The following is a 22,171-nucleotide window of genomic DNA, read 5'->3' as shown; positions in this document are numbered from 1 at the left end:
GCCATGCCTGGCACCATAGCCTGCGTCCCGGGTGCTGGCTAAGGTCTGACCGGCGGGTGATCGGACAGTTGAGACGGAGGGCCGATCGGCACCGACGGCGGGCGTCGCGGTGATCGACGGATCGCGTTCCCGCCCCGGCACGACCGGATACGCCAGGGTGCGCGCCCGGTCACGACGCCCGGGAAACGCCCGAAAGGTCCGTCACATCCCGATAGATTCGGCTGATCGAGAGGGCGGCGCGGTCGTCCCTGCGCGCGACACGGAGGCAGGTGGCGATGGCAACGGTCCGGGACGCGACGTACGACGTGCTCCGCACCCTCGGCATGACCACCATCTTCGGCAACCCCGGCTCCACCGAGGAGCCGTTCCTGCGGGACTTCCCGGCCGACTTCCACTACGTCCACGCCCTGCACGAGGCGACGGCGGTCGCGATGGCCGACGGCTACGCCCAGGCCACCGGCGCACCCGCCCACGTCAACCTGCACACCTCCCCGGGCACCGGCAACGGCATGGGCAACATGGTCACCGCCTGGCACAACAAGACCCCGCTGATCGTCACCGCCGGCCAGCAGACCCGCGAGATGCTGCTGCTCGAACCCCGGCTCACCAGCCGTCGGGCCGCCGAGCTCCCCCAGCCGTACGTGAAATGGGGCTACGAGCCGGTCCGGGCGCAGGACATCCCCGCGGCGCTGCTGCGCGCGTACGCGACCGCAGTGCAGCCGCCGGCCGGGCCGGTGTTCCTGTCCCTGCCGATGGACGACTGGGACCAGCCGGCCGACTCCCCACCCGCACCACGCACGGTGGCCACCCGGTTCGCACCGGACCCGCAGCGGCTGGACGAGTTCGCCCGGGCCCTGGCCGGCAGCCGCGACCCCGTCCTGGTGTTCGGGCCCGGGGTGGACCGGTCCGGGAGTTGGTCGACCGCGATCGCGCTGGCCGAACGGCTGGCCGCGCCGGTCTGGTCGGCCCCCGCCCCGGAACGGGCCGTGTTCCCGGAGGACCACCCGCAGTTTCGCGGGGTGCTGCCGTTCGCCATCGGACCGCTGGCCGAGGCGCTGCGTGGACACGACACCGTCCTGGTGGTCGGCGCTCCGGTATTCCGCTACTACCCGTACGTGCCGGGCGATCACCTGCCCGAAGGCACCCGCCTGCTGCACGTGACGGACGACCCGGACGAGGCCGCCCGGGCCCCGGTCGGGGACAGCCTGCTCGGCGATCCCGGGCTGACCCTGGCCGCGCTGCTCGAGCTGGTGCCGCCGGCCGACCGGTCGCCACCGGCGCCCCGGGCCGCCCCGGCGCCGCCGGAGGTCACCGCGCCGCTGAGCGCGGACGCGCTCTTTGCCGCGTTGGCCGCGCACTGGCCGGCGGACGGAGTGCTGATCCAGGAGTCACCGTCCAACCTGTCCGCACTGCGCCGCCGGCTGCGGATCGCCCGCCCGGCGTCGTACTTCACGATGGCCAGCGGCGGTCTCGGCTACGGCCTGCCGGCCGCGGTCGGGGTGGCGCTGGCCGAGCGGGACACCGGGCGCGGCCGACCGGTGGTGGCGGTGGTCGGCGACGGCTCGTTCCACTACTCCGTGCAGGCGCTGTGGACCGCCGCCCGGCTGTCCCTGCCGGTGGTGGTGGTCGTGCCGGTCAACCAGCAGTACGCGATCCTCAAGGCGTTCGCCGAACTGAAAAAGACGCCCGGGGTGCCCGGACTGGACCTGCCGGGCCTGGACATCACGGCGATCGCGGCCGGCTACGGCTGTGCCACCGAGGTGGTCGAAACACCCGACCAGCTCGACTCGGCGCTCGCCGCCGGACTGCGCGCCGACCGCCCCACCGTGCTGCCGGTGCCGATCAGCACCGACGTGCCCACCATCCTCTGACCGGCACTCCCGGCCTGCCTCAGCCGGTCAGCGCGGGGCGATCGACAGCGGGGTGCCGGTGGAGACGTCCAGCACCGGCCGTGCGCCCAGCGGCGCGGCCAGGGTGACGGTGACCGGCTCCAGTTTGAGCAGGTCGGGACAGGGGCCGGTCGACCGGGCGGTGAAGCCCCCGCCGACCACCACCACGTCCGGCCGTTCCCGCACGAGCGGAGTGATCCCGGTGTCGCAGGCGCCGACACCGAGCCGGACGGTCAGCCGCGCGCCGTCGACGGCCGTCAGGTCCTGAGCGGACAGCAGTCCGTCCGGCAGCGGCCGCGCCGGGGCGGTGGGGTCGGGGACTGGAACGATCGCCGTCGGCGCGACGGCGAGCCGCGCCACCGGAACGGCCAACTCCTCGACGGTGAACAGCCAGGCCGGGACCTGCGCCTCGCCCCGGCTGGTGCGGACCGGCACGGTGCCGAGCGTGACGCCGGTGACGGTCAGCGGAAGGCAGGCGGTCTCGGGGCCGCTGCTGACCCAGCCGTCCGGGCCGGGTTCGATGGTGGGGCCGGGGGTCGGCAGTCCGGGCCGCTTCGGTCGCCCGGGGCAGGGCAGCGGGTCACCCTGGTGGAGCTGCCGGTACGCCTCCGCCGCGCTCACCAACGGCAGGGTCAGCCGGCCGTCCGGGAAGCGGATCTCCCCGCCGACCCGGGTGGGCGGAATGGGCACCTGCTCCCGGTACCAGCCGGCCCGGAAGGCGGCCTCGGTGTCGGGGGTGAAGCGGGGGTCGCCGGTCAGCACCGTCGGCCCCTGCAACGGGACGTACCCGGTGCGCCATTCGGGGCCGGGGCGCCACGCCTCCGCGACCTCGGTGGCCCGCTGGTCGAAGGTTTCCGACCGGTGCGCCGGGGCGGTGGGTCCGTCGGCCGGGCCGCCGCCCGTCGGGGCGCAGCCGACCGCGAGCAGCAGCAGGGGCAGACCGAGGAGCAGAAGCGATCGACGCATGCGGGTTTCGACGGTCCCGTCGACGCCCTGGTTCCCGCCGTCGGCGCGCCCACGCTCAGGTCTCGCCACCCAGGTCCGTCTGGTACGCCTGCCACAGCAGGTCCGCGCCGCGCCGCCGATGTCGCGCCAGCGTCCGCAGCAGGTACGCGGCCCGGTGGCGCAGCTCGTCCGGGCTGGCGTCGGACTGCTCGGCGACCCGCTGCACGGCCAGGAGCGCGGCGCCGATCGCCGTGTGCTCCCGGGTCAACAGCCGGACACCGTGGCAGAGCCGGGGCGCGTGGGTGAGCAGTTCCCGGTAGAGCCCGCCGGGGCCCTCGGTGACCTGGACGTGCTCGGTGAAGCCCTGCCTGACCGGGTGCAGCCGCAGCAGCACGCGTTCGCGCCAGTGCGGCTCGGTCGGCGCCGCGGCGACAGCACGGGCGAGCACGTGCACGTCACCGGTGAGCCCCGCTGGGCGCGGGTCACCGGGCAGCCGCTCGGTGGGGAGGCTGGCCGGATGCGAATGCGCGGCGGGCGGCCGGGCGACGACTGTCGGCTGCTGAACCGGACCGGTGACCATGGGCACCTCCCGCGCTTGCGCTGCTACCGCATACCGCGATGGTGAACCCGCCCGTCCGCCCCTGTCCAGGGCCCCTGGCCGCCTCTTCTGCCCCACCCGCCGCAGTGGTCCCGCGCGCCCCACCCGTATGCGGCTCAACCGGCGAAGGGGTGCTCCGCGAGGCGACGCAGCGCGCCGGCGACAGCGTGCGCGTCGCCGTCACGGCCGTCGGAGGGACGCCCGGTGGTGATCGCGTCGGCCAGCGCCCGCAGCTCGGACGGGGGCAGGGTGGGCAGCCCCATGCCGTGCAGCGGGATGGTGAGCCGCCGTCCGCTCTCGTGGTCGGTGGCGACGATGACCGGCGCGCGGTGCCCCCGCGCCCGCGGGTCGTCGTCCCCCGCCCCGCCGTACGGCACCATCCCGGCGTCGATCCGGGCGGTCGCGAGGTCGACGATGCGGCTGCCGAACGCGCCGCGCACCCGCACCCGACTGCCGTCCAGCCAGGCGGCCGTCCGCAGCACCCGCAGCACCAGGTAGACGCCGAGCAGGGCGAACGGCAGCCCGCACAGCCCGACGAGCCGGCCGGACCCGGACTGGTCCCAGCCGCCACCGCCGCCGGAGTCCCGCAGCGCGGGCGGCAACATCCCCGGTGGCACGTCGCGGGCCTCCTCATAGGAGGCGAACCCGTCGCCGGGGCCGGTCAGCTGGCGCAGCAACCCGTCAGCGACCAGGGGCAGCAACACGAACGCGGCACCGACGGCGGCGACGAACACGCCGGCCAGCACCGAGACGGTGCGCTGGCCGGGTGACGCACCGACCGACAGGCGCAGTTCCTCGATCCGCACAGCCGGCAGCCTAGGCGAGCCGGGCTGCCGGCCGCGTGCTGGCGTCCGCCGGGTGCGAAAACCCGGGGACCCCGGATACGACGATGCGCCCCGGCCGGTGGGCCGGGGCGCATCGCTTTCGAGGTGGTGGAGGTGCCGGGAATCGAACCCGGGTCCTTCGCCGGTTTGTCAGGGCTTCTCCGAGCGCAGCTCGCTGTGCCTCTACTCGGCCCCACCGCTCACGCGAGCAAGTTGGTGTGACGGGCCCAGTCGCTGATTAATCTCGCCGCACGGACCCCGCGACCGGGTCCGATTGGCCAGCCTCCTAGCTGATGCCGGCTACTGGGACGAAGGCGTTCCCAGGCCGACAGACTTAGCTACTCGCCTCAGGCGGCGAGAGCGAAGTCAGCGCGATTGTTCTTGGCGCTTATAAGTTTCCGACGACCGATTCTCGAGACGACGTCGGCTTCCTCGGCTCGCTTCCCCTGTCGCTGCGTACGAAGTCGAAACCAGTCACCCCCTCGACAGGCCGCCGATGTTGGCGGCACTGACAAGACTAACGCCTGCCGCAACGGGTTTCATCCCGAGCCCCGGGTCGGCGTGCCGACCCGGACAAACGGGACAAACTAGTCGTCCATTCCCTTGCCGCGTCGACCGCTGACCCGGGCGATCTCCCGGTCCGCGTCCCGCTTGGCGAGGTCCTGCCGCTTGTCGTACGCCTTCTTGCCCTTGGCCAGGGCGATCTCCACCTTGGCCCAGCCGTCGGAGAAGTAGACCTGCAACGGGACCATGGTCAGGCCCCCCTCGCGGGTCTTGCCGATCAGCCGGTCGATCTCCCCACGGTTGAGCAACAGCTTGCGGGTACGCCGGGGCTCGTGGTTGGTCCAGGTGCCCTGGGTGTACTCCGGAATGTGCATCGCGTGCAGGAACAACTCGCCGTTGCGCTCCTGGGCGAACGCGTCCACGAGCGACGCCCGCCCGGCCCGCAGCGACTTGACCTCGGTGCCGGTCAACGCCATGCCCGCCTCGTACGTGTCGAGGATCGAGTAGTCGTGGCGCGCCTTCTTGTTGGAGGCGACCACCTTGCGCCCCTTTTCCCGTGGCATCGGCGCCACCCCCTCTCCTGATCATCACCCGCCGGGGTCACCCCGGCCGGACAACCGATCATGCTACCTGAATCACAAGGACCCTCCCGCGCCGTTTATTTCCGGCGCGGGAGGGCCCCCGGGAGACGACGGGACGACCCCTACGGTCGCTACACCCGCAGGTAGAAGCGGAGGGTGGTCCAGGCGGTGACGGCGCTGATCAGGCCACCGACGCCGGCCATCAGCGGGAAGATGAACAGGATGTCCCCCCAGCTGATCGGCGAGAGCAGGCCCTCCAGGGCCTTGAGCGACCCGTCGAAGAGCAGATACTTCGCCGCTATCAGTGCCGCCAGGCCGAGCAACGAGCCGATCAGGCCGGCCACGACGGCCTCCAGCACGAACGGCGCCTGGATGAACCAGTTGGATGCGCCGACGAGCTTCATGACCGCCACCTCACGCCGCTTGCTGTACGCGGCCACCTGAATGGTGTTGGCGACCAGCAGCAGCGCGGCGACAGCCATCACGATGGCGGCGGCCAATGCGATGTTCTGGATCGCGGTGAGGATGTTGAAGATCTTGTCCAGCAGTCGGCTCTGGTCGACGATCTCGTCGACGCCCTCGGTGTCCTTGTACTGGTCGTAGATGTTCTTGTACTGCTCCGGGTTGTTCAGCTTGATCCGGAACGACGGCGGAAGGCTGTCCTCCTTGACGGCGCTGATCAGATCCGGCGCGTCCTGGAACATCTCCTGGAACCGCTTGTACGCCTCGGCCTTGTCGACGTAGATGACGTCGCTGACCAGCGGGTCAGCCTCGAGCTTCGCGTTCATCTGCTCGCGCTGCTCGTCGGTCACGTCAGTCTGAAGGAAGATCGAGACCTGGATGTTCTTGTAGTAGAGGTCCTTCATGTCGTCGACCTGGCGGTACATGAGACCGCTGGCGCCGAGCATGGTCAACGAGACCGCCATCGTGATGATCATCGCGACGGTCATGGTCACGTTGCGCCACAGTCCGACCAGTACCTCGGACAGGACGTATTTCACGCGCATCGGGGGTTCCTCCGGGTCTCCGGCATGAAGTGTTCGTCGTCAGGCTGCGCAGGGGTGGAGCGCCGGCTCACCCGTAAACGCCGCGAGCCTGGTCACGGACGATGCGACCGCTCTCAATCTCTACGACGCGGCGGCGCATCTGGTTCACGATGTTGGAGTCGTGGGTGACCATCACGACGGTCGTGCCGGTGCGGTTGATCCGGTCCAGCAGACGCATGATCTCGATCGAGGTGTCCGGGTCCAGGTTTCCCGTGGGCTCGTCCGCCAGGAGGATCAGCGGACGGTTCACGAACGCCCGGGCCACGGCGACCCGCTGCTGCTCACCACCGGAGAGCTCGTGCGGGTAGCGGTGCTCCTTGCCACCGAGCCCGACCAGCTCCAGCACCTCCGGCACGACCCGACGGGCAACCGCCTTGGTCTTGCCGATCACCTCAAGGGCGAACGCCACGTTCTCATACGCGGTGCGGTTCGGCAGCAGCCGGAAGTCCTGGAAGACGCAGCCGATCGAACGCCGGAAGTGGGGTCGCTTCCAGGAGCGCATCGAGGTGACGTCCTTGCCGTTGACGACCACGCGCCCCTTGTTGGGGGCGACCTCGTGCAGCAGCATCTTGATGATCGTGGACTTGCCGGAGCCGGATGGACCGATGAAGAAGACGAACTCGCCCTTCTCGATCGAGACGGACACGTTGTCGAGCGAAGGCCGGGACGCCTTCGGGTACGTCTTCGTCACTTGCTCAAGCTGAATCACGGGTGGTGAGTCTACGCGGTGTGACGACAGAGCCAAGCCCCACGCCCCGCACAGACGGTGCGCGTCCTCGAATTAGGGTCTTACCGGGAGATCGACGACGCGCTCCGCCTGCATGTGATCACGCACCGTCGCCGGCGATCTGACGCTGCTTGCGCCAACGGATACCCGCTTCGATGAAACCGTCCAAGTCGCCGTCGAAGACCGCGCTCGGATTGCCGGTCTCCTGCTCGGTTCGGAGATCCTTCACCATCTGATACGGGTGCAGAACGTAGGAGCGCATCTGGTCGCCCCACGAGCCGGCGGCGTTCTCCTTGAGACCCTCAAGCTTGGCCTGCTCCTCCTGGCGCTTGCGCTCCAGCAGCCGAGCCTGGAGCACCCGCAGCGCGGAGGCCTTGTTCTGCAGCTGAGACTTCTCGTTCTGGCAGGTCACCACGATGCCGGTCGGAATGTGCGTGAGCCGGACCGCCGAGTCGGTGGTGTTGACGCTCTGCCCGCCCGGGCCGGAGGAGCGGTAGACGTCGACCCGCATCTCGTTCTCCGGGATGTCGATGTGGTCGGTCTGCTCGGTGACCGGCAGGACCTCCACGCCCGCGAAGCTGGTCTGCCGGCGGCCCTGGTTGTCGAACGGGCTGATCCGGACCAGCCGGTGGGTCCCCGACTCGACGCTGAGCGTGCCGTACGCGTAGGGCACCTTGACCGCGAAGGTGGCCGACTTCAGGCCCGCCTCCTCGGCGTACGAGGTCTCGTAGACCTCGGTCGGGTAGCCGTGCCGCTCCGCCCAGCGCAGGTACATCCGCAGCAGCATCTCGGCGAAGTCCGCCGCGTCCACGCCGCCCGCCCCGGCCCGGATGGCGATCAACGCCTCCCGGGAGTCGTACTCGCCGGAGAGCAGGGTGCGGACCTCCATCTCCTGGATGGCCTTGGTCAGCCCGGTGATCTCCGATTCGACCTCGGGCAGCACGCCCGGGTCGGACTCGGCCTCGGCCAGCTCCAGCAGCACCTGGGCGTCGTCAAGCTGGGCGCGCAGGCTGCCCAGCTTGCTGATCTCGCCGTTGACGTACGACAGCTGCGAGGTCACCTGCTGAGCCTTGGCCTGGTCGTCCCAGAGGTCCGGGGCGGAAGCCTCCTCCTCCAGCCGGGCCTTGTCCTCGTGCAGACGGTCAAGGTTGAGGACGGCCTCGATGTTTCGCAGGGTGGCGTCGAGTTCCTTGAGCTGTTCGGCGTAATCGGCAGCGGTCACGACAAACAAGCGTACTGTGCCGTGGGCAGCTCAGCTCGTTCCGTATGCGTGAACCCGCCGATCGTCACCCGACGGGGGCGGACTTCAGCCACGACAGGGCCGCGCGGTGGTAGGCGACGGCGAACTCCAGCGCGCTGGCGTCGTACGTCTCCCCGTCCCGTTTGGCGTTCTTCACCTGTTCCCGCACCTGGGCGAGGGCCTCCGTGTGGTATTCGTTGGCGGAGGCGTACAGGCCCTTGAGCTGGCTGGCGGAGTGCAACTCGCCGAAGGCCATCCGGAGCGCTATCGGGTTGCGGATGGTGTCCCGCCCCGGGTTCTCCGTCAACCAGCGGGAAAATGTCCGTTTCCCGCTGGCGGTGAGCGAGTACGGCTGACTCATCCGCGGCCCGGGCTTGCCGAGCCGCACAAAACCCCGCTCGGCCAGCACCGGCAACTCGCGGTAGACCTGGCTTCGGGTCATCGACCAGTACGGCGCCAGCCGACGCTCAGCGGCGGCCATCAACTGGCCACCTGTCATGGGACCCTCGTGGAGCAGCCCGAGCAGGGCCGCCGCCGTGGGGTTGACTCCGGAATCCGCCATGCCCACTACGCTGCCACTTTGCGCTCCCGGCGTCCAGGATTTGCCGGTTTGCCACCCGATAGGACTTCCTATGTGCACTGTCGGTCGCAGACAGTCCATTGAGGACTATCGATGGATTGCGCGGACCGGTCGCGCCGACCCGGTCAGAGCCGGCTGCGCAGCTCCCACAACTCCGGATAGAAGCGCGTCTCCACCCGGGACCGCAGGTAGGCGCCGCCCGCCGACCCGCCGGTGCCCGGCTTGGTGCCGATCTGCCGCTCGGCCATCAGCACGTGCCGGGCTCGCCACAGGGAAAATGCCTGATCGTGGGCGACCAGCGCCTCCGCGAGGTCCCAGAGCGGCCCGAACCGCTCCCGGTCCGCGGCGATCCTGGCGTACGCCGCGAAGCGCGCCTCGGCGTCGCCGACCGGGAACCCGGCCCGGGCGAGCACGGCCAGGAAGCCGTCCCAGAGGCTCGGCTCGACCAGTCGCCGTTCCAGTCGGTCCCGTTCGGCCGGCGGCAACCGGCGGAACCGGTGCAGGAAATCCGGGTCCTTGAGCCCGGAGAGGAACTCGATCTCCCGGAACTGCACCGACTGGAACCCGCTGGCCGGGGCGAGCTTGGTGCGGAAGGCCAGGAAGTCCTGCGGCGTCATCGTGTCGATCACGTCGACCTGGCCGACCAGCACCCGCTCCACCACGTGGCAGCGTTCCAGCCGCACCCGGGGCAGGTAGGTCTCGCCGGCCAGCATGCGGTCCCGGGCGTCGGACAGCTCGGCGAGCAGCAGCTTGAACCACAGCTCGTACACCTGGTGGATGGTGATGAAGAGCAGTTCGTCGTGGGAGGCCGGGTCGGACTTCGGCACCTGCGCGGCGAGCAGGTCGGCCAACCGAAGGTAGTCGCTGTAGGTGAGCAGGCCGCCCTGCTCGCCGAAGCGAGGGTCGGGCGCGGGGGTGGGGTGCGTCACCCCGGCCAGGCTACCGCCGGCGGCAGCGCCACGCGCGCCGCCGGCGGTCGACCGCCTCTCAGCCCATGTGGGGGTACGTGTGGTCGGTCGGCGGCACGAAGGTCTCCTTGATCGTCCGCGGCGACACCCAGCGCACCAGGTTGAGCCAGGACCCCGCCTTGTCGTTGGTGCCGCTGGCCCGGGCGCCACCAAAGGGCTGCTGCCCGACGACCGCGCCGGTGGGCTTGTCGTTGATGTAGAAGTTGCCGGCCGCGTACCGCATCCGCTCACCGACCGCGTCGACCACCCGACGGTCGGTGGCGAAAACCGACCCGGTCAGCGCGTACGGGGCGATCGACTCGGCCTGCGCGACCACGTCGTCGAAACGGGCATCGTCGAAGACGTGCACGCCCAGGATCGGCCCGAAGTACTCGGTGGTGAAGGTCTCGTGGGCGGCGTCGCTGCACTCGAAGAGCGTCGGCCGGACGAAGTACCCGACCGAGTCGTCGGCGGTGCCGCCGGCCAGCACCCGGCAGGTGTCGTCACCGGCGATCAGCTCCAGCGCGGCGGTGTGCCGCGAGAACGCCTTGTCGTCGATCACCGCGCCACCGAAGTTGCTGAAGTCGGCCACGTCGCCGTAGGTGAGCGAGTCGGCGGTGGCTGCCAGCCGGTCCCGCAGGCCACCCTCCCAGAGCGACCGCGGCACGTACGCCCGCGAGGCCGCCGAGCACTTCTGGCCCTGGTACTCGTAGGCGCCGCGGATCAGCGCGGTGTGCAGGGCGTCCACGTCGGCGCTGGTGTGCGCGACCACGAAGTCCTTGCCGCCGGTCTCGCCGACCAGACGGGGGTAGCCCCGGTAGCGGGAGATGTTGTCGCCGACGGTCCGCCACAGCTGCTGGAAGACCTTGGTCGAACCGGTGAAGTGGATGCCGGCCAGGTCCGGGTCGGCGAGCACGACGTCCGAGACCTCCTCGCCCCGGCCGGTGACCATGTTGATCACGCCGGGCGGCAGGCCGGCGGCCTCGAACAGCCGCATGGTGAAGTGCGCGGCGAACTGCTGGGTCGGGCCCGGCTTCCAGATCACCGTGTTGCCGAGCAGCGCCGGTGCCGAGGGCAGGTTGCCGGCGATGGCGGTGAAGTTGAACGGGGTGACCGCGTAGACGAAGCCCTCCAGCGGGCGGTGGTCCAAGCGGTTCCAGACGCCGGGCGAGGAGCTGGGCTGCTCCTCGAGCAGGCGCCGGGCGAAGTGCACGTTGAACCGGAGGAAGTCGATGAACTCGCAGGCCGCGTCGATCTCCGCCTGGATCGCGGTCTTCGACTGCCCGAGCATGGTGGCGGCGTTGAGCGTGTCCCGCCACGGGCCGGCGAGCAGCTCGGCGGCGCGCAGGAAGATCGCGGCGCGCTCCTCGAACGGCAGCGCCCGCCACATCGGGGCGGCGTCCTTGGCCGCCTTGATCGCGGCGCGGGCGTCGTCGTGGGTGGCGTGCGCCGTCACACCGAGCACGTGCGCGTGCTTGTGCGGCTGCACGACGTTGATCGGGTCGCCGGCGGCCATCCGCTGCTCGCCGCCGATGGTCATCGGCAGGTCGATCCGCTCGGCGGCGAGCTCGGTCAGCCGCCGCTGGAGCCGGTCCCGGTCGGGGCTGCCCGGCTCGTAGTTGCGAACCGGCTCGTTGCGCGGCTCGGGTACGGAGAACACGGCATCCATCAAGGCTCCTGGCGATCTCGACAGCGGTGGCGAAACCGGACCCGCGGGCACCGACCGGACGGTCGAACACCGGACGCCGCACGGGAGGGCCGAGCTGCGGCGGGACCTCCCACGATTCTTCCATGCTGGGGTGCCCGCCTCACCTCCACCACCGCCGTCCCGCCAAGGACCGCCCCACCCCTCCTCTCCTTACCGATGAGACGCGGGCGGGTGAGCCGGCCCGGACAGCGGGCACCCGTCCGGCGTGAGCCGGGCCGGTCGGCACCGGTCGCGGCCGTCCCGTGACGGCGGAAGGTCCATCGGGCCCGCGTACCCTGAATGGTCGGTGACCTGCCGCCTCGAAGGGGAGACGATGACCAAGCAGCCCGGCCGCGTCCCGGCCGCGGAGTCGGACGAGCCGGCGGTCGACCCGGCCATCCCCAGCGGTCGGCCCGTGGCCGCGCCCGGCGCCGCCGTGCTCGCGCTGCTGGCGCTCGGCTGGCTGGCCGCCATGCTCTGGTCGACCCGGGAGGCCATCGCCTCGTCGGCGGCCGGGGTCACCGCGATCAGCCTCTCCGCGTTCGCCCTGCCCGGCGTGATCTCCGCCGCGCTGGTCGCCGGGGCGGCCGTCGCCCTGGCCTTCGGCAACCTGCTGTCCCGCCGGTACGGCGACGGGGTCACCCTGCGCTTCGTCGGCGCGATCGGGGCGGGGATGGTGGTCGGCCTGGCCGCCGCGCTCGCGATCAACCTCACCTACTTCGACACCTCGACCACCAACGTGATCGCGGGCACCACCGCGGCTGCGGCGATCATCGGTGGCGCGGTGGCCGGCGCGCGGACGGCACCGGCGGTCGGCGCGGCGACGGCCGCCGCGCTGGGCACTCTGGTCTTCGTGGTCGTGTTCAGCCGCGCCCGGGACCCGCTCTTCGACCTCTTCGGCGCGGGCGACAGCCAGGAGTCGCTGGTCAACGCGGCGAAGTGGGTGTCGCGCACCGAGTCGCTCGCCGCCGGCCTACTGGCCGGGCTGCTCGCCTTCGGCTACCTGCGCTGGGCACGACGACAGGCCGTGCGGCGCGATCCCGGCACGCCGGCGCTGCGCTGGCCCGCGTACCTGCTCGCCGGGGCAGGGCCGGGGCTGCTCCTGCTGCTCGCCGAGGTGATCATCCGGATCGGTGGACGGTCGCTGCTCGACCTGGCCGGCGCGCTGAGCGAGGCGGACGCGGTGGCGCAGACCTCGCTGGGCACCTCGCGGGTGGACAACGGCATCTGGGTGCTCTTCGTGGGCGCGCTGACCGCGCTCATCGCGTTCGGCCGCACGCTCGGCCCGGCTCGGCCCGACGACGAACCCGTTGCGGCCGACGACTCCCCCGCACTGGACGCCGACGCGGACGACGCGGACCCGGCCGAGGTGGACCGGGCCCGCTGACCCCGGCCGGCGTCCGGCTCAGCCGGCGGACCGGAGCAGCTGGTCCAGCTCGCTCACGTCGTACCACTCCAGCTCGTGGTCCTCGGCGCCGTCGACGGTGAACTGGGCGTCCGGGTCACCGGCGGCGGCCTCGGCCACCACGTCGGCCGCGGCGGCGACCTCCTCGACCGCGTCCGTGCCGTCCACGTGGATCGCCGCGACGGCGCCCGCCGGCACCGCGTCGGCCAACGTCACCGTGCTGGAACCCAGCTCACCATCACCGCGCCCGAGCGCGGCGCGCGGCAGGTCGGCCGAGATGACGACCCGGCGGCGGGGCGCGGCCGGATCGGCGCGGAGCAGGTGCAGCGCGTCCTGGGCGGCCCGGGTGAACGCGACGTACTCCAACTCCTCCTCATCGCCCTCGGCGTACCACTCGCGCAGCGCCGGGGTCACCGCGTGCGCCTGGTCGGCGGTCAGCCCCTGCTCACGCAGGTGGGCCAGCATCGGTACGGTCGCCGGCACGTACACCCGGACAAGCTCGTCGGTCACCGGTCGTCTCCCCGCTCAGTCCTCCACCGGCGGCCGCCGGCACGGGCGCAGATCATGCCGCACGCCGTGACCGTCATACACCTCGCATCCAGCCGGTGGAAGTTCCCCGCCGGTGTGTCCCGCCGCGCCTGGTTCGTCGCCGGGCCGTAGGGGTGCTGGGCGGTCCGGGCTGTCGATGGCAAACTGAGGCAAACGACAACAACCCCGGGAGTTCCTGTGGAGCCGAGGTTCCTGCTGCTCTCCGACGTCGCCGCCGAGCTGAACGTGTCGGACTCGCAGGTCTACCACATGGTGCGCAGCGGGGAGCTGCCGGCGATCAAGATCGGTGGTCGTGGCCAGTGGCGGGTCGAGCGCGCGCGGCTGGAGGAGTACATCGCGCACAAGTACGCCGAGACCGCCGACTGGGTCCGCGGCAACCCGCTCGTCGACCGCGACACCGAGTAGCCACCGCTATCCGCTGTGCCATTGACCGAGGCCGTTCCATGGCCCGGAGTTGAGTGAGTCGAAGGCAAACGAAGGCAAACGCAAGATCAGAAGGGGCAGCGATGAGTGAATCGCGATCCGGTCCGTCCCGGCCACCCGTGCGGCTGCGCCCCGTCCCGCCCATCGACCCTCCGTACGCCGACGAGGCCGACGGGGCGTACTGGCCACCGACCCACGGCCAGCTCGCCCTCGACCTGTTCGCCTCGACCAGGCCGGACCCGGTCCGGCCGCCGGACCGCCGCGCCGCCCTCCGCCGGGTGCCGGCGCGGCCCGGCATCCACCCGGTTCCGCCCTCGCCGCCGGCGACCACCCCGGAGTCGATCCGGGTCGCGCACCGCTTCGTCGACACCTGCCTGGAGGTGGTCAACGGCTACCGCTCGCCGGCGCAGTTGCGACCCCTGCTCGACCCGGCCCGGGCCGGTGACCTGCTCACCGAGCTGGCCCGCGCCACAAGGCGAGCCCGGGCCACCGCCTCCGGCTCGGACGCTGCCTCCGGGCGGACCGATGCCTCCGGGCGGACCGATGGGTCCCGGCGGGCCAGCGTCTCCGGGCGGGCCGGTGTTGAGGGGCGAGTCGGTGTTGAGGGGCGAGTCGGTGCCGCCGAGAGGGTCGGGCAGCCGGGGCGAGCCGGGATTTCCCGCCGCCGTGCCGAGCGACCGGTGGTCCGGCTGCGCCGGCTGCGAGCCTGTGAGCCCCGGGAGGCCGCGGTAGATGCTGCCGCGGTGCTCACCGGCGCGGGCGGCCACAGCTGGGCGATGGCGCTGCGCCTGGAACACCTCCGGGGCCGCTGGCTCTGCACCGCCCTCCAGGTCCTCTGACCCGCACCTCCGACACCGCGACGCCTCGGGACCGCACGCGCGCAGGCCGGCGCCTGCCTGCGTGCCGCCGGCCACGGGCTACAGACCAGATGATCGCCCCGGTTTACCGGAAATCGGGTCGTCGGCAGACTGCTGACACCCGACTTTTCCGTGGCCACCGTCCGGCAGGCGTGTGCCGAAAGAGGGCTATACCTGTGAGTCATAGATATGACTCACAGGTATAACGCTCATCAGGAACAGGTCGCCCCGGGAAGCCGAGCCATGGCGCGCCGGACGGGCACACGCGGGGTCCGGGGACACGAACAGGCCCCGGCCGGTTGGCCGGGGCCCGTCGAGGTGCTGTCGGTCAGCCGCCGTTGGGGGCGCCGTGGCAGCGCTTGTACTTGCGGCCCGAGCCACACGGGCACGGCGCGTTGCGGGACGGGCCGTTGCTGGCCTCCGCCTGGTTCGGCGCGGGCCGTCGGGCGGCGGCCGACGGGACCGCCGGGCCGCGCAGCCCGGAAGCCGGCCGCTGCGGAGCCGACGGAGCCGTCCGCCCCGGCGCCGCCGGGGCACCCGGGGCCGGTCGACCCACACCGAGCGCCGGGGCCTGCTGCTCGGCCTGCTCGACAGCCACCGCACCAGGGCTGGACTCACCGTCGATGGTGGGGGCGGAGTATTGCAGGCCCTGCCGCTGCGGCGCGCGGTTGAGGCCCTTCGCCCGGATCTCGACCGGCTTGTCGAGCAGCGTGACCTCCTCCGACTCCGCGGCCGGCTCCGGCTCGGTCACCTGGACGTCGACGTTGTAGAGGAAGCCGACCGTCTCCTCCTTGATGCCGTCCATCATGGTGGCGAACATGTCGAAGCCCTCGCGCTGGTACTCCACCACGGGGTCGCGCTGGGCGTACGCCCGGAGGTTGATGCCCTCCTGGAGGTAGTCCATCTCGTAGAGGTGCTCGCGCCACTTGCGGTCGATCACCTGGAGCAGCACCATCCGCTCGAGCTGGCGCACCCCCTCGGTGCCGAGCTGCTCCTCGCGCCGGTCGTACGCGGCGTGCGCGTCCTCCTTGAGGCGGGCGACCAGGAAGTCGGCGTCCATGCCGGCCCGGGAACCGCCGGCCTCCTCCTCCAGCTCCTCGATCGTCACGCCGACCGGGTAGAGCTGCTTGAGGCTGGACCAGAGCTGCTCAAGGTCCCAGTCCTCGCCGTAGCCCTCGGAGGTGGCACCCCGCACGTACGCCTCGACGGTGTCGTCGATCATGTTGCGGACCTGGTCGGAGAGGTCCTCGCCGTTGAGCACCCGCAACCGCTCGGCGTAGACGACCTGGCGCTGCTTGTTGAGCACCTCGTCGTACTTGAGCACGTTCTTGCGGATCTCCGCGTTCTGGCCCTCGATCTGGGCCTGGGCGCTCTTGATCTGGCGGGTGACCATCTTCGACTCGATGGGCACGTCCTCCGGGATGTTGAAGCGCTCCATCACCGCCTCGACCGCGCCGGCCCGGAAGCGCCGCATCAGCTCGTCCTGCAGCGACAGGTAGAAGCGGGACTCGCCGGGGTCACCCTGCCGGCCGGCGCGACCGCGCAGCTGGTTGTCGATCCGCCGGGACTCGTGCCGCTCGGTGCCCAGCACGTACAGTCCCCCGGCGGCGGTGACCTCGTCCGCCTCGGCGTCGCAGGCCTGCTTCCACGTGGGCAGGACCTCCTCCATCGCCTTGGCGTACTCCTCCTCGTTCTCCAGCGGGTCGAGGCCGCGCTGGCGCAGCTCGTTCGCGGCGAGGAACTCGGCGTTGCCGCCGAGCAGGATGTCCGTGCCACGGCCGGCCATGTTGGTGGCCACGGTGACCGCGCCCTTGCGCCCTGCCTGGGCGACGATCTCGGCCTCCCGCGCGTGGAACTTGGCGTTCAGCACGTTGTGCGGGATGCCCCGTCGGCGCAGCAACTGGGAGAGGATCTCGGAGTTTTCCACCGAGACGGTGCCGACGAGCACCGGCTGGCCCATCTGGTGCCGCTCGGCGATGTCCTCGATGACCGCGTTGAACTTGGCCTTCTCGGTCTTGTAGATGACGTCGGGCCGGTCCTCGCGGACCATCGGGCGGTGGGTCGGGATGCTCACGACGCCGACCTTGTAGACCTTGTTGAACTCGCTCGCCTCGGTCTGCGCCGTACCGGTCATCCCGGACAGCTTGTTGTAGAGGCGGAAGTAGTTCTGGAGGGTGATGGTGGCCAGGGTCTGGTTCTCCTGCTTGATCTCCACCCCCTCCTTGGCCTCGATCGCCTGGTGCATGCCCTCGTTGTAGCGACGGCCGTGCAGGATGCGACCGGTGAACTCGTCGACGATCAGGACCTCACCGTCGCTGACGATGTAGTCCTTGTCGCGCTTGTACAGCTCCTTCGCCTTGATGGCGTTGTTCAGGTAGCCGACCAGCGGAGTGTTCACCGACTCGTACAGGTTGTCGATGCCGAGCCGGTCCTCGACCTTGGCGACGCCGCGCTCGGTGACCGCGATGGTGCGCTTGGAGTGGTCGACCTCGTAGTCGCCCTCGCCGTCGGTGCCGGGCTGGAGCCGGGCCACCACGCCGGCGAACTCGCCGTACCAGCGGGCCGAGTGCTCGGCCGGGCCGGAGATGATCAGCGGGGTACGCGCCTCGTCGATCAGGATCGAGTCGACCTCGTCGACCACTGCGAAGTTGTGACCTCGCTGGACCAGTTCGTCCCTCGACCAGGCCATGTTGTCGCGCAGGTAGTCGAAGCCGAACTCGTTGTTGGTGCCGTAGGTGATGTCGCACTCGTACGCGGCCTTGTGCTCGCTGGCCGGCCGGTTGGGCAGCACCACGCCGACGGTCAGCCCGAGAAACTCGTGCACCCGACCCATCCAGGCCGCGTCGCGCTGGGCGAGGTAGTCGTTGACGGTGACCACGTGCACGCCGTCGCCGGAGAGCGCGTTGAGGTAGACCGCCATGACCGAGGTCAGCGTCTTACCCTCACCGGTCTTCATCTCGGCGATGTTGCCGAAGTGCAGCGCCGCGCCGCCCATCACCTGGACGTCGTACGGCCGCTGGCCGAGCACCCGTGCGGCCGCCTCGCGGGCCACCGCGAACGCCTCCGGCAGCAGGTCGTCGAGGGTCTCGCCGTCGGCGAGCCGCTCGCGGAACTGCTCGGTCATGCCGCGCAGCTCCTCGTCGGTGAGGTTGACGTAGTCGTCCTCGATCGAGCTGACGGCGGCGGCGATGGCCTTGAGCCGGCGCACCATGCGGCCCTCGCCCGCGTTAAGGACCTTTTCCAGAATCGACACGGATCAACGCTCCCCTAGACAGTCTCGAACCATCGTAGGCGCTCCATCGGCGCGATGGTCACTGGTGGCGGTGGTCCACCCCGCCGAACCCGACATAACTCGCGTGCCGGGTGCGGACCGGACGTTATCCGGTTACGCCGTTGGCGAACGTTCCGGCACGATGCACTGGTGGAGCCTGTGGAGATCAACGAGGACGGCCTGCTGTTGCGGCCCTGGCGAAGCAGCGACGCCGACGCGGTGCACCGTGCCTGCCAGGACCCGGACATCCAGCGCTGGACCACCGTACCCCGCCCGTACCGACCGGAACACGCGCACGGATTCGTCAGCGACCTGAGCGGACGGGCCTGGGCGGAGGGCACGGGCGCGCCGTTCGCGGTGTGCGACCCGGCCACCGGCGACCTCCTCGGCTCGTGCGGGCTGGTCTCCATCGACGCCGGCGGCACCGGTGAGATCGGCTACTGGACGGCCCCGTGGGCGCACGGTCGAGGCGTGACCGTGCGGGCCGCCCGGGCGGTGGCCCGCTGGTCCTTCGGCACGCGGGGGTTGCGCCGGCTGATCTGGCAGGCCGAGGTGGGCAATCACGCCTCCCGACTGGTCGCGCTCCGCGCCGGGTTCCGGATCGACGGCCGGCTGCGGTTGGCCGACCCGGCGCCGGAGGGCGGCGCGGACGGCTGGATCGGGTCGCTGTTGCCCGGTGAGGTGCCGGCGCCGGGTTCGACCGGGCCGGCCGGACCCGGCACGCTGGCCGCCCGACGGGCCGCCGTGTTCGGCCGCCCGCAGCCCACCCTGTTCGCCACTGCCCGGCCTGGCGAGCTGCGGCTGCGCCCGATGGAGGAGCAGGACCTGGACGCCGTCGTGGAGACCTGCCGCGACCCGGAGACCGTCCGCTGGACCACCGTGCCGGACCCGTACGAGCACGCCGACGCGCAGTGGTACCGCGGCTTCAGCCAGGAGGCCTGGGCCCGGGGAGACGCCGCCTGCTACGTGCTCGCCGACCCGGACGACCGGTACGCCGGCTCGGTCGACCTGCGGCTCTCCCCCGCGGATCCGCTGCTGGCGGACGTGGGCTTCATGACCGCCCCGGCGGCCCGCGGCCGGGGTTACATGCCGGTCGCGCTGGCCGCGCTGAGCGCGTGGGGCTTCACCACGCTGGGCCTGGCCCGGATCGAGTGGAGAGCGAACGTGGGCAACACCGCCTCCCGCCGGGTGGCCGAGAAGGCGGGCTTCGCCTTCGAGGGGACCGCCCGGGGCGGGGTGCAGCACCGGGGCGAGCGGATCGACGCCTGGGTGGCCGCACTGCTCCCTGAGGACCTGACGTGATGCCGCAGCAGGTCGTCGAGGCGCACGGGGTACGGCTGCGCCCGTTCCGCGCGGATGACGCCGCCGACGTGGTGGCCGGCTGCGCGGACCCGGTGAGCCAGCGGTTCGTGCCGAGCCTGCCGGCGCCGTACACCGAAACCGACGCCCGCTGGTGGATCGGCTCGGGTGCCCCGGCGGCCTGGACCGGGGGCGGCGCGGCGTACGCGGTCGCGGACCCGGCCACCGACCGGCTGCTCGGCGGGATCGGGCTGAGCTACCCGGTGCCCGACCGGGGTCAGGCTGAGATCGGCTACTGGGTGCGGCCGGAGGCGCGCGGGCGAGGGGTGGCCGCAGCCGCCACCCGAGCGCTGAGCGAGCACGCGTTCGCCACCGGGACGGTCCGGCTGGAGTTGCTCACCGATCCGGAGAACGGGCCCAGCCAACGGGTCGCGCTGGCCGCCGGCTTCCGGTACGAGGGGGTACGCCGGTCGGCCGGCCCGAGCCGGGGCGACGGCCGGCACGACCTGCTGGCCTGGGTACGCCTCGCCGGCGACCCGCCCGGGCCGACCGCCCGGCTGCTGCCCGACCTGCCCGGCGGGGTGCTCACCGACCAGGTGGTGGCGCTGCGCCGACTCGCCCCGGACGACGCCGAGCTGATGTACCGGCTGCACAGCCGACCCGAGGTGGTGGCGAACCAGGCGCCACCGGTGCCGCCGGAACGGGCCGCGATCGAGCGGCGCTGTCGGCTCGCGGAGAGCGGGTGGCTGACCGGCGACATCGCCCGACTGCTGATCACCGACCTGGCCACCGGCGAGCCGGCGGGCAGTTGCGGGTTGTCGTACACGGATGTGGCCAGCGGGGAGGCGTCGCTGGGCTACGCGTTGCTGCCCGACTGGCGGGGCCGGGGGTACGCGACCCGGGCCGTCCGGCTGCTCGCCGGCTGGGCGTTCGGGCCGGCCGGTATCGCTCGGCTGACCGCCGGCACCGTGCCGGAGAACACCGCGTCCCACCGTGTGCTGGAGCGGGTCGGCTTCCACCGCGAGGCCTTGCAGCGTGCCCGGCTCCCCGGCCTGGCCGGCACCCGCCTCGACGACCTGACCTTCGCCCTGCTACCCGCCGACCTCCGCTGACAGATCACGGAGTCGTGGTGGGCGGTCCGCACCGTTTCGCGGTCGCCGCGCCCACCACAACTCCATGATCAACCTGGGTCAGGGCCGGTCGATGGCGAGGGAGATGATGCCGTAGTCGTAGGCGTGCCGGCGGTAGACGACGCTGGGGCGGCCGGACACCTTGTCCTGGAACAGGTAGAAGTCGTGGCCGACCAGTTCCATCTCGAAGAGCGCGTCGTCAATGGTCATCGGCTCCGCCGGGTGCACCTTCTCCCGGGCGATGTGCCACGGCTGCCCGTCGTGCTCGTCCTCGACACGCTCCACGAGGGCCGTGCCGGACCGGGCCCCGTCACCCGGCCCGCTCAACGGGGCGGCCACCAGGTCCTCGACCGGCAGGCCGGCGGTGGCGGCGGCGACGGAGATCGGCGCGTGCCGACCCCGATGTACGCGGCGGCGATCGGCCGCGCGGCGCAGCCGGGTGTCGAGCTTCGCGATGGCCGCGTCGAGCGCGCTGTAGAAGTCGTTCGTGCACGCCTCGGCCCGGATCACCGGGCCCCGGGAAACGCAGGTGATCTCCACCCGCTGGCAGTGGTCGGCCTGGCGCGGATTGCGCTCGTGAAACAGCTCGACATCGACACGAATGAGTTTGTGGTCGTAGCGTTCGATCTTTGCGAGTTTCTCGGCTACGTGCACCCGGTAATGGTCCGGCACTTCGACGTTTCGGCCCTTGACCACGATGTCCACGTGACCTCCCTTGTTCGGACGGTCTTCGATCCGGTTTACCCGGCCGCGCGCCCTGGGGAGCCCCGCTGGCGTCGACCGGTCAGTGCGGCTACGCCTCCTCTCACCGTCGAGGGCGGGTGGGAATGACCTCCTACCCCCGACAGCGAAACGCTAACTCGTGTTCGTGCGGCAGTCACCCCATGTTGCCGAGACCGCCGGTGATTTTTCGCAGCTCATACACCAACGGGTGAAACGGAAACACGAACGGTTACGAATGACGTCTCTTCTCGGTTGCCGCGAGCACCGCGGCGACGCCCGGCGCCTGCCCGGTCGCGGCCAGCACGCGGGCCGCCGCGGCCAGGGTGACCCCGGTGGTGACGATGTCGTCCAGCAACACAACACGACGACGGGCGCCACGCCCGAGGTGCCGCCCCCGCGCCGAGCACCGGAACGTGGCCGGAAGGCCGCCTCGGCGGCCGCCGCCCGGCCGGCGCTGTCCAGCGTCACCGAGTCGGGCCGGGGCAGCGCCCGCAGCGGCCGGTGCACCCGGACCGGCCAGCCGGCCCGGGTCAGCCGCGCCGCGCAGTGCCGGGCCAGCCGGTCCAGGTGGTCGCCGTAGCGGGCCCGGGCCGCCGCCGCGGTGTCCGGCACCGCCACCAACGCCAGCGGACGGGCCCCGCCGACCGCCGCCGCGACGACCTCGGCGAGCAACGCGCCGAGCGGGCGGGCCAGCCCGTGCCGGCCGTGCTCCTTGTACGCCAGCAGCGCCTCGCGCAGCGGACCGGCGTACGGGCCGAGAGCGACGCAGGGCGGCAGGCCCGGTGGGGCGGGCGTGGGACGGACGGGACGGGGACGCAGCGCGCCCAGCGCCGTCACGCAGGTCGGGCAGATTCCGTGCCGCAGACCGGGCCGACGCTCCCGACAGCCCGCGCAGTCGGTGGGCAGGACCAGGTCGCCAAGGTCGGCCCAGAGCCCGCGCACGACG

19 protein-coding genes, 1 other RNA gene and 1 pseudogene are annotated in these 22,171 nt (G+C 71.7%); 6 read left to right on the top strand and 15 right to left on the bottom strand.

Features of this window, described 5'->3' with window-relative positions; translation table 11 throughout:
- The first annotated feature begins 275 nt into the window (after positions 1-275).
- The gene (gene mdlC / locus ACFYPS_RS07930; protein ID WP_354962812.1) at positions 276-1,871 is read left to right on the top strand and encodes a benzoylformate decarboxylase; all 1,596 of its coding nucleotides are present in this window, start codon (positions 276-278) and stop codon (positions 1,869-1,871) included.
- Positions 1,872-1,898: 27 nt separating this feature from the next.
- Here the strand turns inward: mdlC and ACFYPS_RS07925 are convergent, their stop codons facing one another.
- The 11 genes from ACFYPS_RS07925 to pruA all read right to left on the bottom strand — a co-directional run bounded on the left by ACFYPS_RS07925 (position 1,899) and on the right by pruA (position 11,550).
- On the bottom strand, positions 1,899-2,855 hold the full coding sequence (locus ACFYPS_RS07925; protein WP_354962811.1) for a hypothetical protein: 957 nt from the start codon (positions 2,853-2,855) through the stop codon (positions 1,899-1,901).
- A gap of 55 nt (positions 2,856-2,910) precedes the next feature.
- Positions 2,911-3,414 (bottom strand): hypothetical protein, encoded by a 504-nt coding sequence (locus tag ACFYPS_RS07920; RefSeq protein WP_354962810.1) that lies wholly within the window; start codon positions 3,412-3,414, stop codon positions 2,911-2,913.
- Between the two features lie 134 nt (positions 3,415-3,548).
- Positions 3,549-4,238, bottom strand: coding sequence for a hypothetical protein (locus tag ACFYPS_RS07915; protein ID WP_354962809.1), 690 nt, complete (start codon positions 4,236-4,238; stop codon positions 3,549-3,551).
- A 124-nt stretch (positions 4,239-4,362) separates the two neighbouring features.
- Positions 4,363-4,738, bottom strand: a transfer-messenger RNA (tmRNA) gene (gene ssrA, locus ACFYPS_RS07910).
- Between the two features lie 105 nt (positions 4,739-4,843).
- Entirely contained in the window at positions 4,844-5,323 is a 480-nt protein-coding gene (gene smpB / locus ACFYPS_RS07905) for an SsrA-binding protein SmpB (RefSeq protein ID WP_354962808.1), read from the bottom strand.
- Positions 5,324-5,472: 149 nt separating this feature from the next.
- Positions 5,473-6,348, bottom strand: a complete 876-nt coding sequence (gene ftsX / locus ACFYPS_RS07900; protein ID WP_354962807.1) for a permease-like cell division protein FtsX — start codon at positions 6,346-6,348, stop codon at positions 5,473-5,475.
- Between the two features lie 67 nt (positions 6,349-6,415).
- The gene (gene ftsE / locus ACFYPS_RS07895) at positions 6,416-7,096 is read right to left on the bottom strand and encodes a cell division ATP-binding protein FtsE (RefSeq protein WP_030331491.1); all 681 of its coding nucleotides are present in this window, start codon (positions 7,094-7,096) and stop codon (positions 6,416-6,418) included.
- A gap of 118 nt (positions 7,097-7,214) precedes the next feature.
- Positions 7,215-8,336, bottom strand: coding sequence for a peptide chain release factor 2 (gene prfB, locus ACFYPS_RS07890; RefSeq protein WP_387323478.1), 1,122 nt, complete (start codon positions 8,334-8,336; stop codon positions 7,215-7,217).
- 64 nt (positions 8,337-8,400) lie between these two features.
- Complete coding sequence (locus ACFYPS_RS07885) at positions 8,401-8,916, bottom strand: PadR family transcriptional regulator (protein WP_354962805.1); 516 nt, start codon at positions 8,914-8,916, stop codon at positions 8,401-8,403.
- A gap of 143 nt (positions 8,917-9,059) precedes the next feature.
- Complete coding sequence (locus ACFYPS_RS07880) at positions 9,060-9,863, bottom strand: tryptophan 2,3-dioxygenase (protein ID WP_387323475.1); 804 nt, start codon at positions 9,861-9,863, stop codon at positions 9,060-9,062.
- A 58-nt stretch (positions 9,864-9,921) separates the two neighbouring features.
- Positions 9,922-11,550: an L-glutamate gamma-semialdehyde dehydrogenase gene (gene pruA / locus ACFYPS_RS07875; protein WP_387323472.1), complete on the bottom strand. Its 1,629-nt coding sequence runs from the start codon at positions 11,548-11,550 to the stop codon at positions 9,922-9,924.
- Between the two features lie 352 nt (positions 11,551-11,902).
- Here pruA and ACFYPS_RS07870 point away from each other — a divergent pair, with 352 nt between their 5' ends.
- The gene (locus ACFYPS_RS07870) at positions 11,903-12,955 is read left to right on the top strand and encodes a hypothetical protein (RefSeq protein WP_387323469.1); all 1,053 of its coding nucleotides are present in this window, start codon (positions 11,903-11,905) and stop codon (positions 12,953-12,955) included.
- Between the two features lie 18 nt (positions 12,956-12,973).
- Here ACFYPS_RS07870 and ACFYPS_RS07865 read toward each other — a convergent pair whose 3' ends face one another.
- Positions 12,974-13,483 carry a DUF6912 family protein gene (locus tag ACFYPS_RS07865; protein ID WP_387323466.1) on the bottom strand — a complete coding sequence of 170 codons (510 nt, stop codon included), beginning with the start codon at positions 13,481-13,483 and terminating at the stop codon, positions 12,974-12,976.
- A gap of 216 nt (positions 13,484-13,699) precedes the next feature.
- Here ACFYPS_RS07865 and ACFYPS_RS07860 point away from each other — a divergent pair, with 216 nt between their 5' ends.
- Positions 13,700-13,927: a helix-turn-helix domain-containing protein gene (locus ACFYPS_RS07860; RefSeq protein ID WP_354962800.1), complete on the top strand. Its 228-nt coding sequence runs from the start codon at positions 13,700-13,702 to the stop codon at positions 13,925-13,927.
- A gap of 101 nt (positions 13,928-14,028) precedes the next feature.
- Positions 14,029-14,784: an Rv3235 family protein gene (locus ACFYPS_RS07855; RefSeq protein WP_387323461.1), complete on the top strand. Its 756-nt coding sequence runs from the start codon at positions 14,029-14,031 to the stop codon at positions 14,782-14,784.
- Between the two features lie 346 nt (positions 14,785-15,130).
- Here the strand turns inward: ACFYPS_RS07855 and secA are convergent, their stop codons facing one another.
- Positions 15,131-18,055, bottom strand: coding sequence for a preprotein translocase subunit SecA (gene secA, locus ACFYPS_RS07850; RefSeq protein WP_387323458.1), 2,925 nt, complete (start codon positions 18,053-18,055; stop codon positions 15,131-15,133).
- Positions 18,056-18,223: 168 nt separating this feature from the next.
- Here secA and ACFYPS_RS07845 point away from each other — a divergent pair, with 168 nt between their 5' ends.
- The gene (locus ACFYPS_RS07845) at positions 18,224-19,375 is read left to right on the top strand and encodes a GNAT family N-acetyltransferase (protein WP_387323455.1); all 1,152 of its coding nucleotides are present in this window, start codon (positions 18,224-18,226) and stop codon (positions 19,373-19,375) included.
- A complete protein-coding gene (locus tag ACFYPS_RS07840) occupies positions 19,375-20,484 on the top strand; it encodes a GNAT family N-acetyltransferase (protein ID WP_387323452.1) in 1,110 nt (369 codons plus the stop codon). The genes ACFYPS_RS07845 and ACFYPS_RS07840 overlap by 1 nt, the downstream gene beginning before the upstream one ends.
- Before the next feature lie 78 nt (positions 20,485-20,562).
- Here ACFYPS_RS07840 and hpf read toward each other — a convergent pair whose 3' ends face one another.
- Both hpf and ACFYPS_RS07830 read right to left on the bottom strand, forming a co-directional pair.
- A complete protein-coding gene (hpf, locus tag ACFYPS_RS07835) occupies positions 20,563-21,207 on the bottom strand; it encodes a ribosome hibernation-promoting factor, HPF/YfiA family (protein ID WP_387323449.1) in 645 nt (214 codons plus the stop codon).
- A gap of 247 nt (positions 21,208-21,454) precedes the next feature.
- A pseudogene (locus ACFYPS_RS07830) lies at positions 21,455-22,167 on the bottom strand (ComF family protein).
- Between the last annotated feature and the right edge of the window lie 4 nt (positions 22,168-22,171).

Origin of the sequence: Micromonospora sp. NPDC005087, from assembly GCF_042872965.1 — a bacterium.
In the GTDB taxonomy this organism is placed as follows: Bacteria; Actinomycetota; Actinomycetes; order Mycobacteriales; family Micromonosporaceae; genus Micromonospora.
The sequence above is the reverse complement of the archived record's forward strand: the minus strand, read 5'-3'. Positions and strand labels throughout refer to the sequence as shown.

Coding starts and splice junctions, on each gene's coding strand:
- mdlC (WP_354962812.1), top strand. CDS start 276: ATGGCAACGGTCCGGGACGCGACGTACGACGTGCTCCGCACCCTCGGC.
- ACFYPS_RS07925 (WP_354962811.1), bottom strand. CDS start 2,855: ATGCGTCGATCGCTTCTGCTCCTCGGTCTGCCCCTGCTGCTGCTCGCG.
- ACFYPS_RS07920 (WP_354962810.1), bottom strand. CDS start 3,414: ATGGTCACCGGTCCGGTTCAGCAGCCGACAGTCGTCGCCCGGCCGCCC.
- smpB (WP_354962808.1), bottom strand. CDS start 5,323: ATGCCACGGGAAAAGGGGCGCAAGGTGGTCGCCTCCAACAAGAAGGCG.
- ftsX (WP_354962807.1), bottom strand. CDS start 6,348: ATGCGCGTGAAATACGTCCTGTCCGAGGTACTGGTCGGACTGTGGCGC.
- ACFYPS_RS07885 (WP_354962805.1), bottom strand. CDS start 8,916: ATGGCGGATTCCGGAGTCAACCCCACGGCGGCGGCCCTGCTCGGGCTG.
- pruA (WP_387323472.1), bottom strand. CDS start 11,550: ATGGATGCCGTGTTCTCCGTACCCGAGCCGCGCAACGAGCCGGTTCGC.
- ACFYPS_RS07870 (WP_387323469.1), top strand. CDS start 11,903: ATGACCAAGCAGCCCGGCCGCGTCCCGGCCGCGGAGTCGGACGAGCCG.
- ACFYPS_RS07855 (WP_387323461.1), top strand. CDS start 14,029: ATGAGTGAATCGCGATCCGGTCCGTCCCGGCCACCCGTGCGGCTGCGC.
- ACFYPS_RS07840 (WP_387323452.1), top strand. CDS start 19,375: ATGCCGCAGCAGGTCGTCGAGGCGCACGGGGTACGGCTGCGCCCGTTC.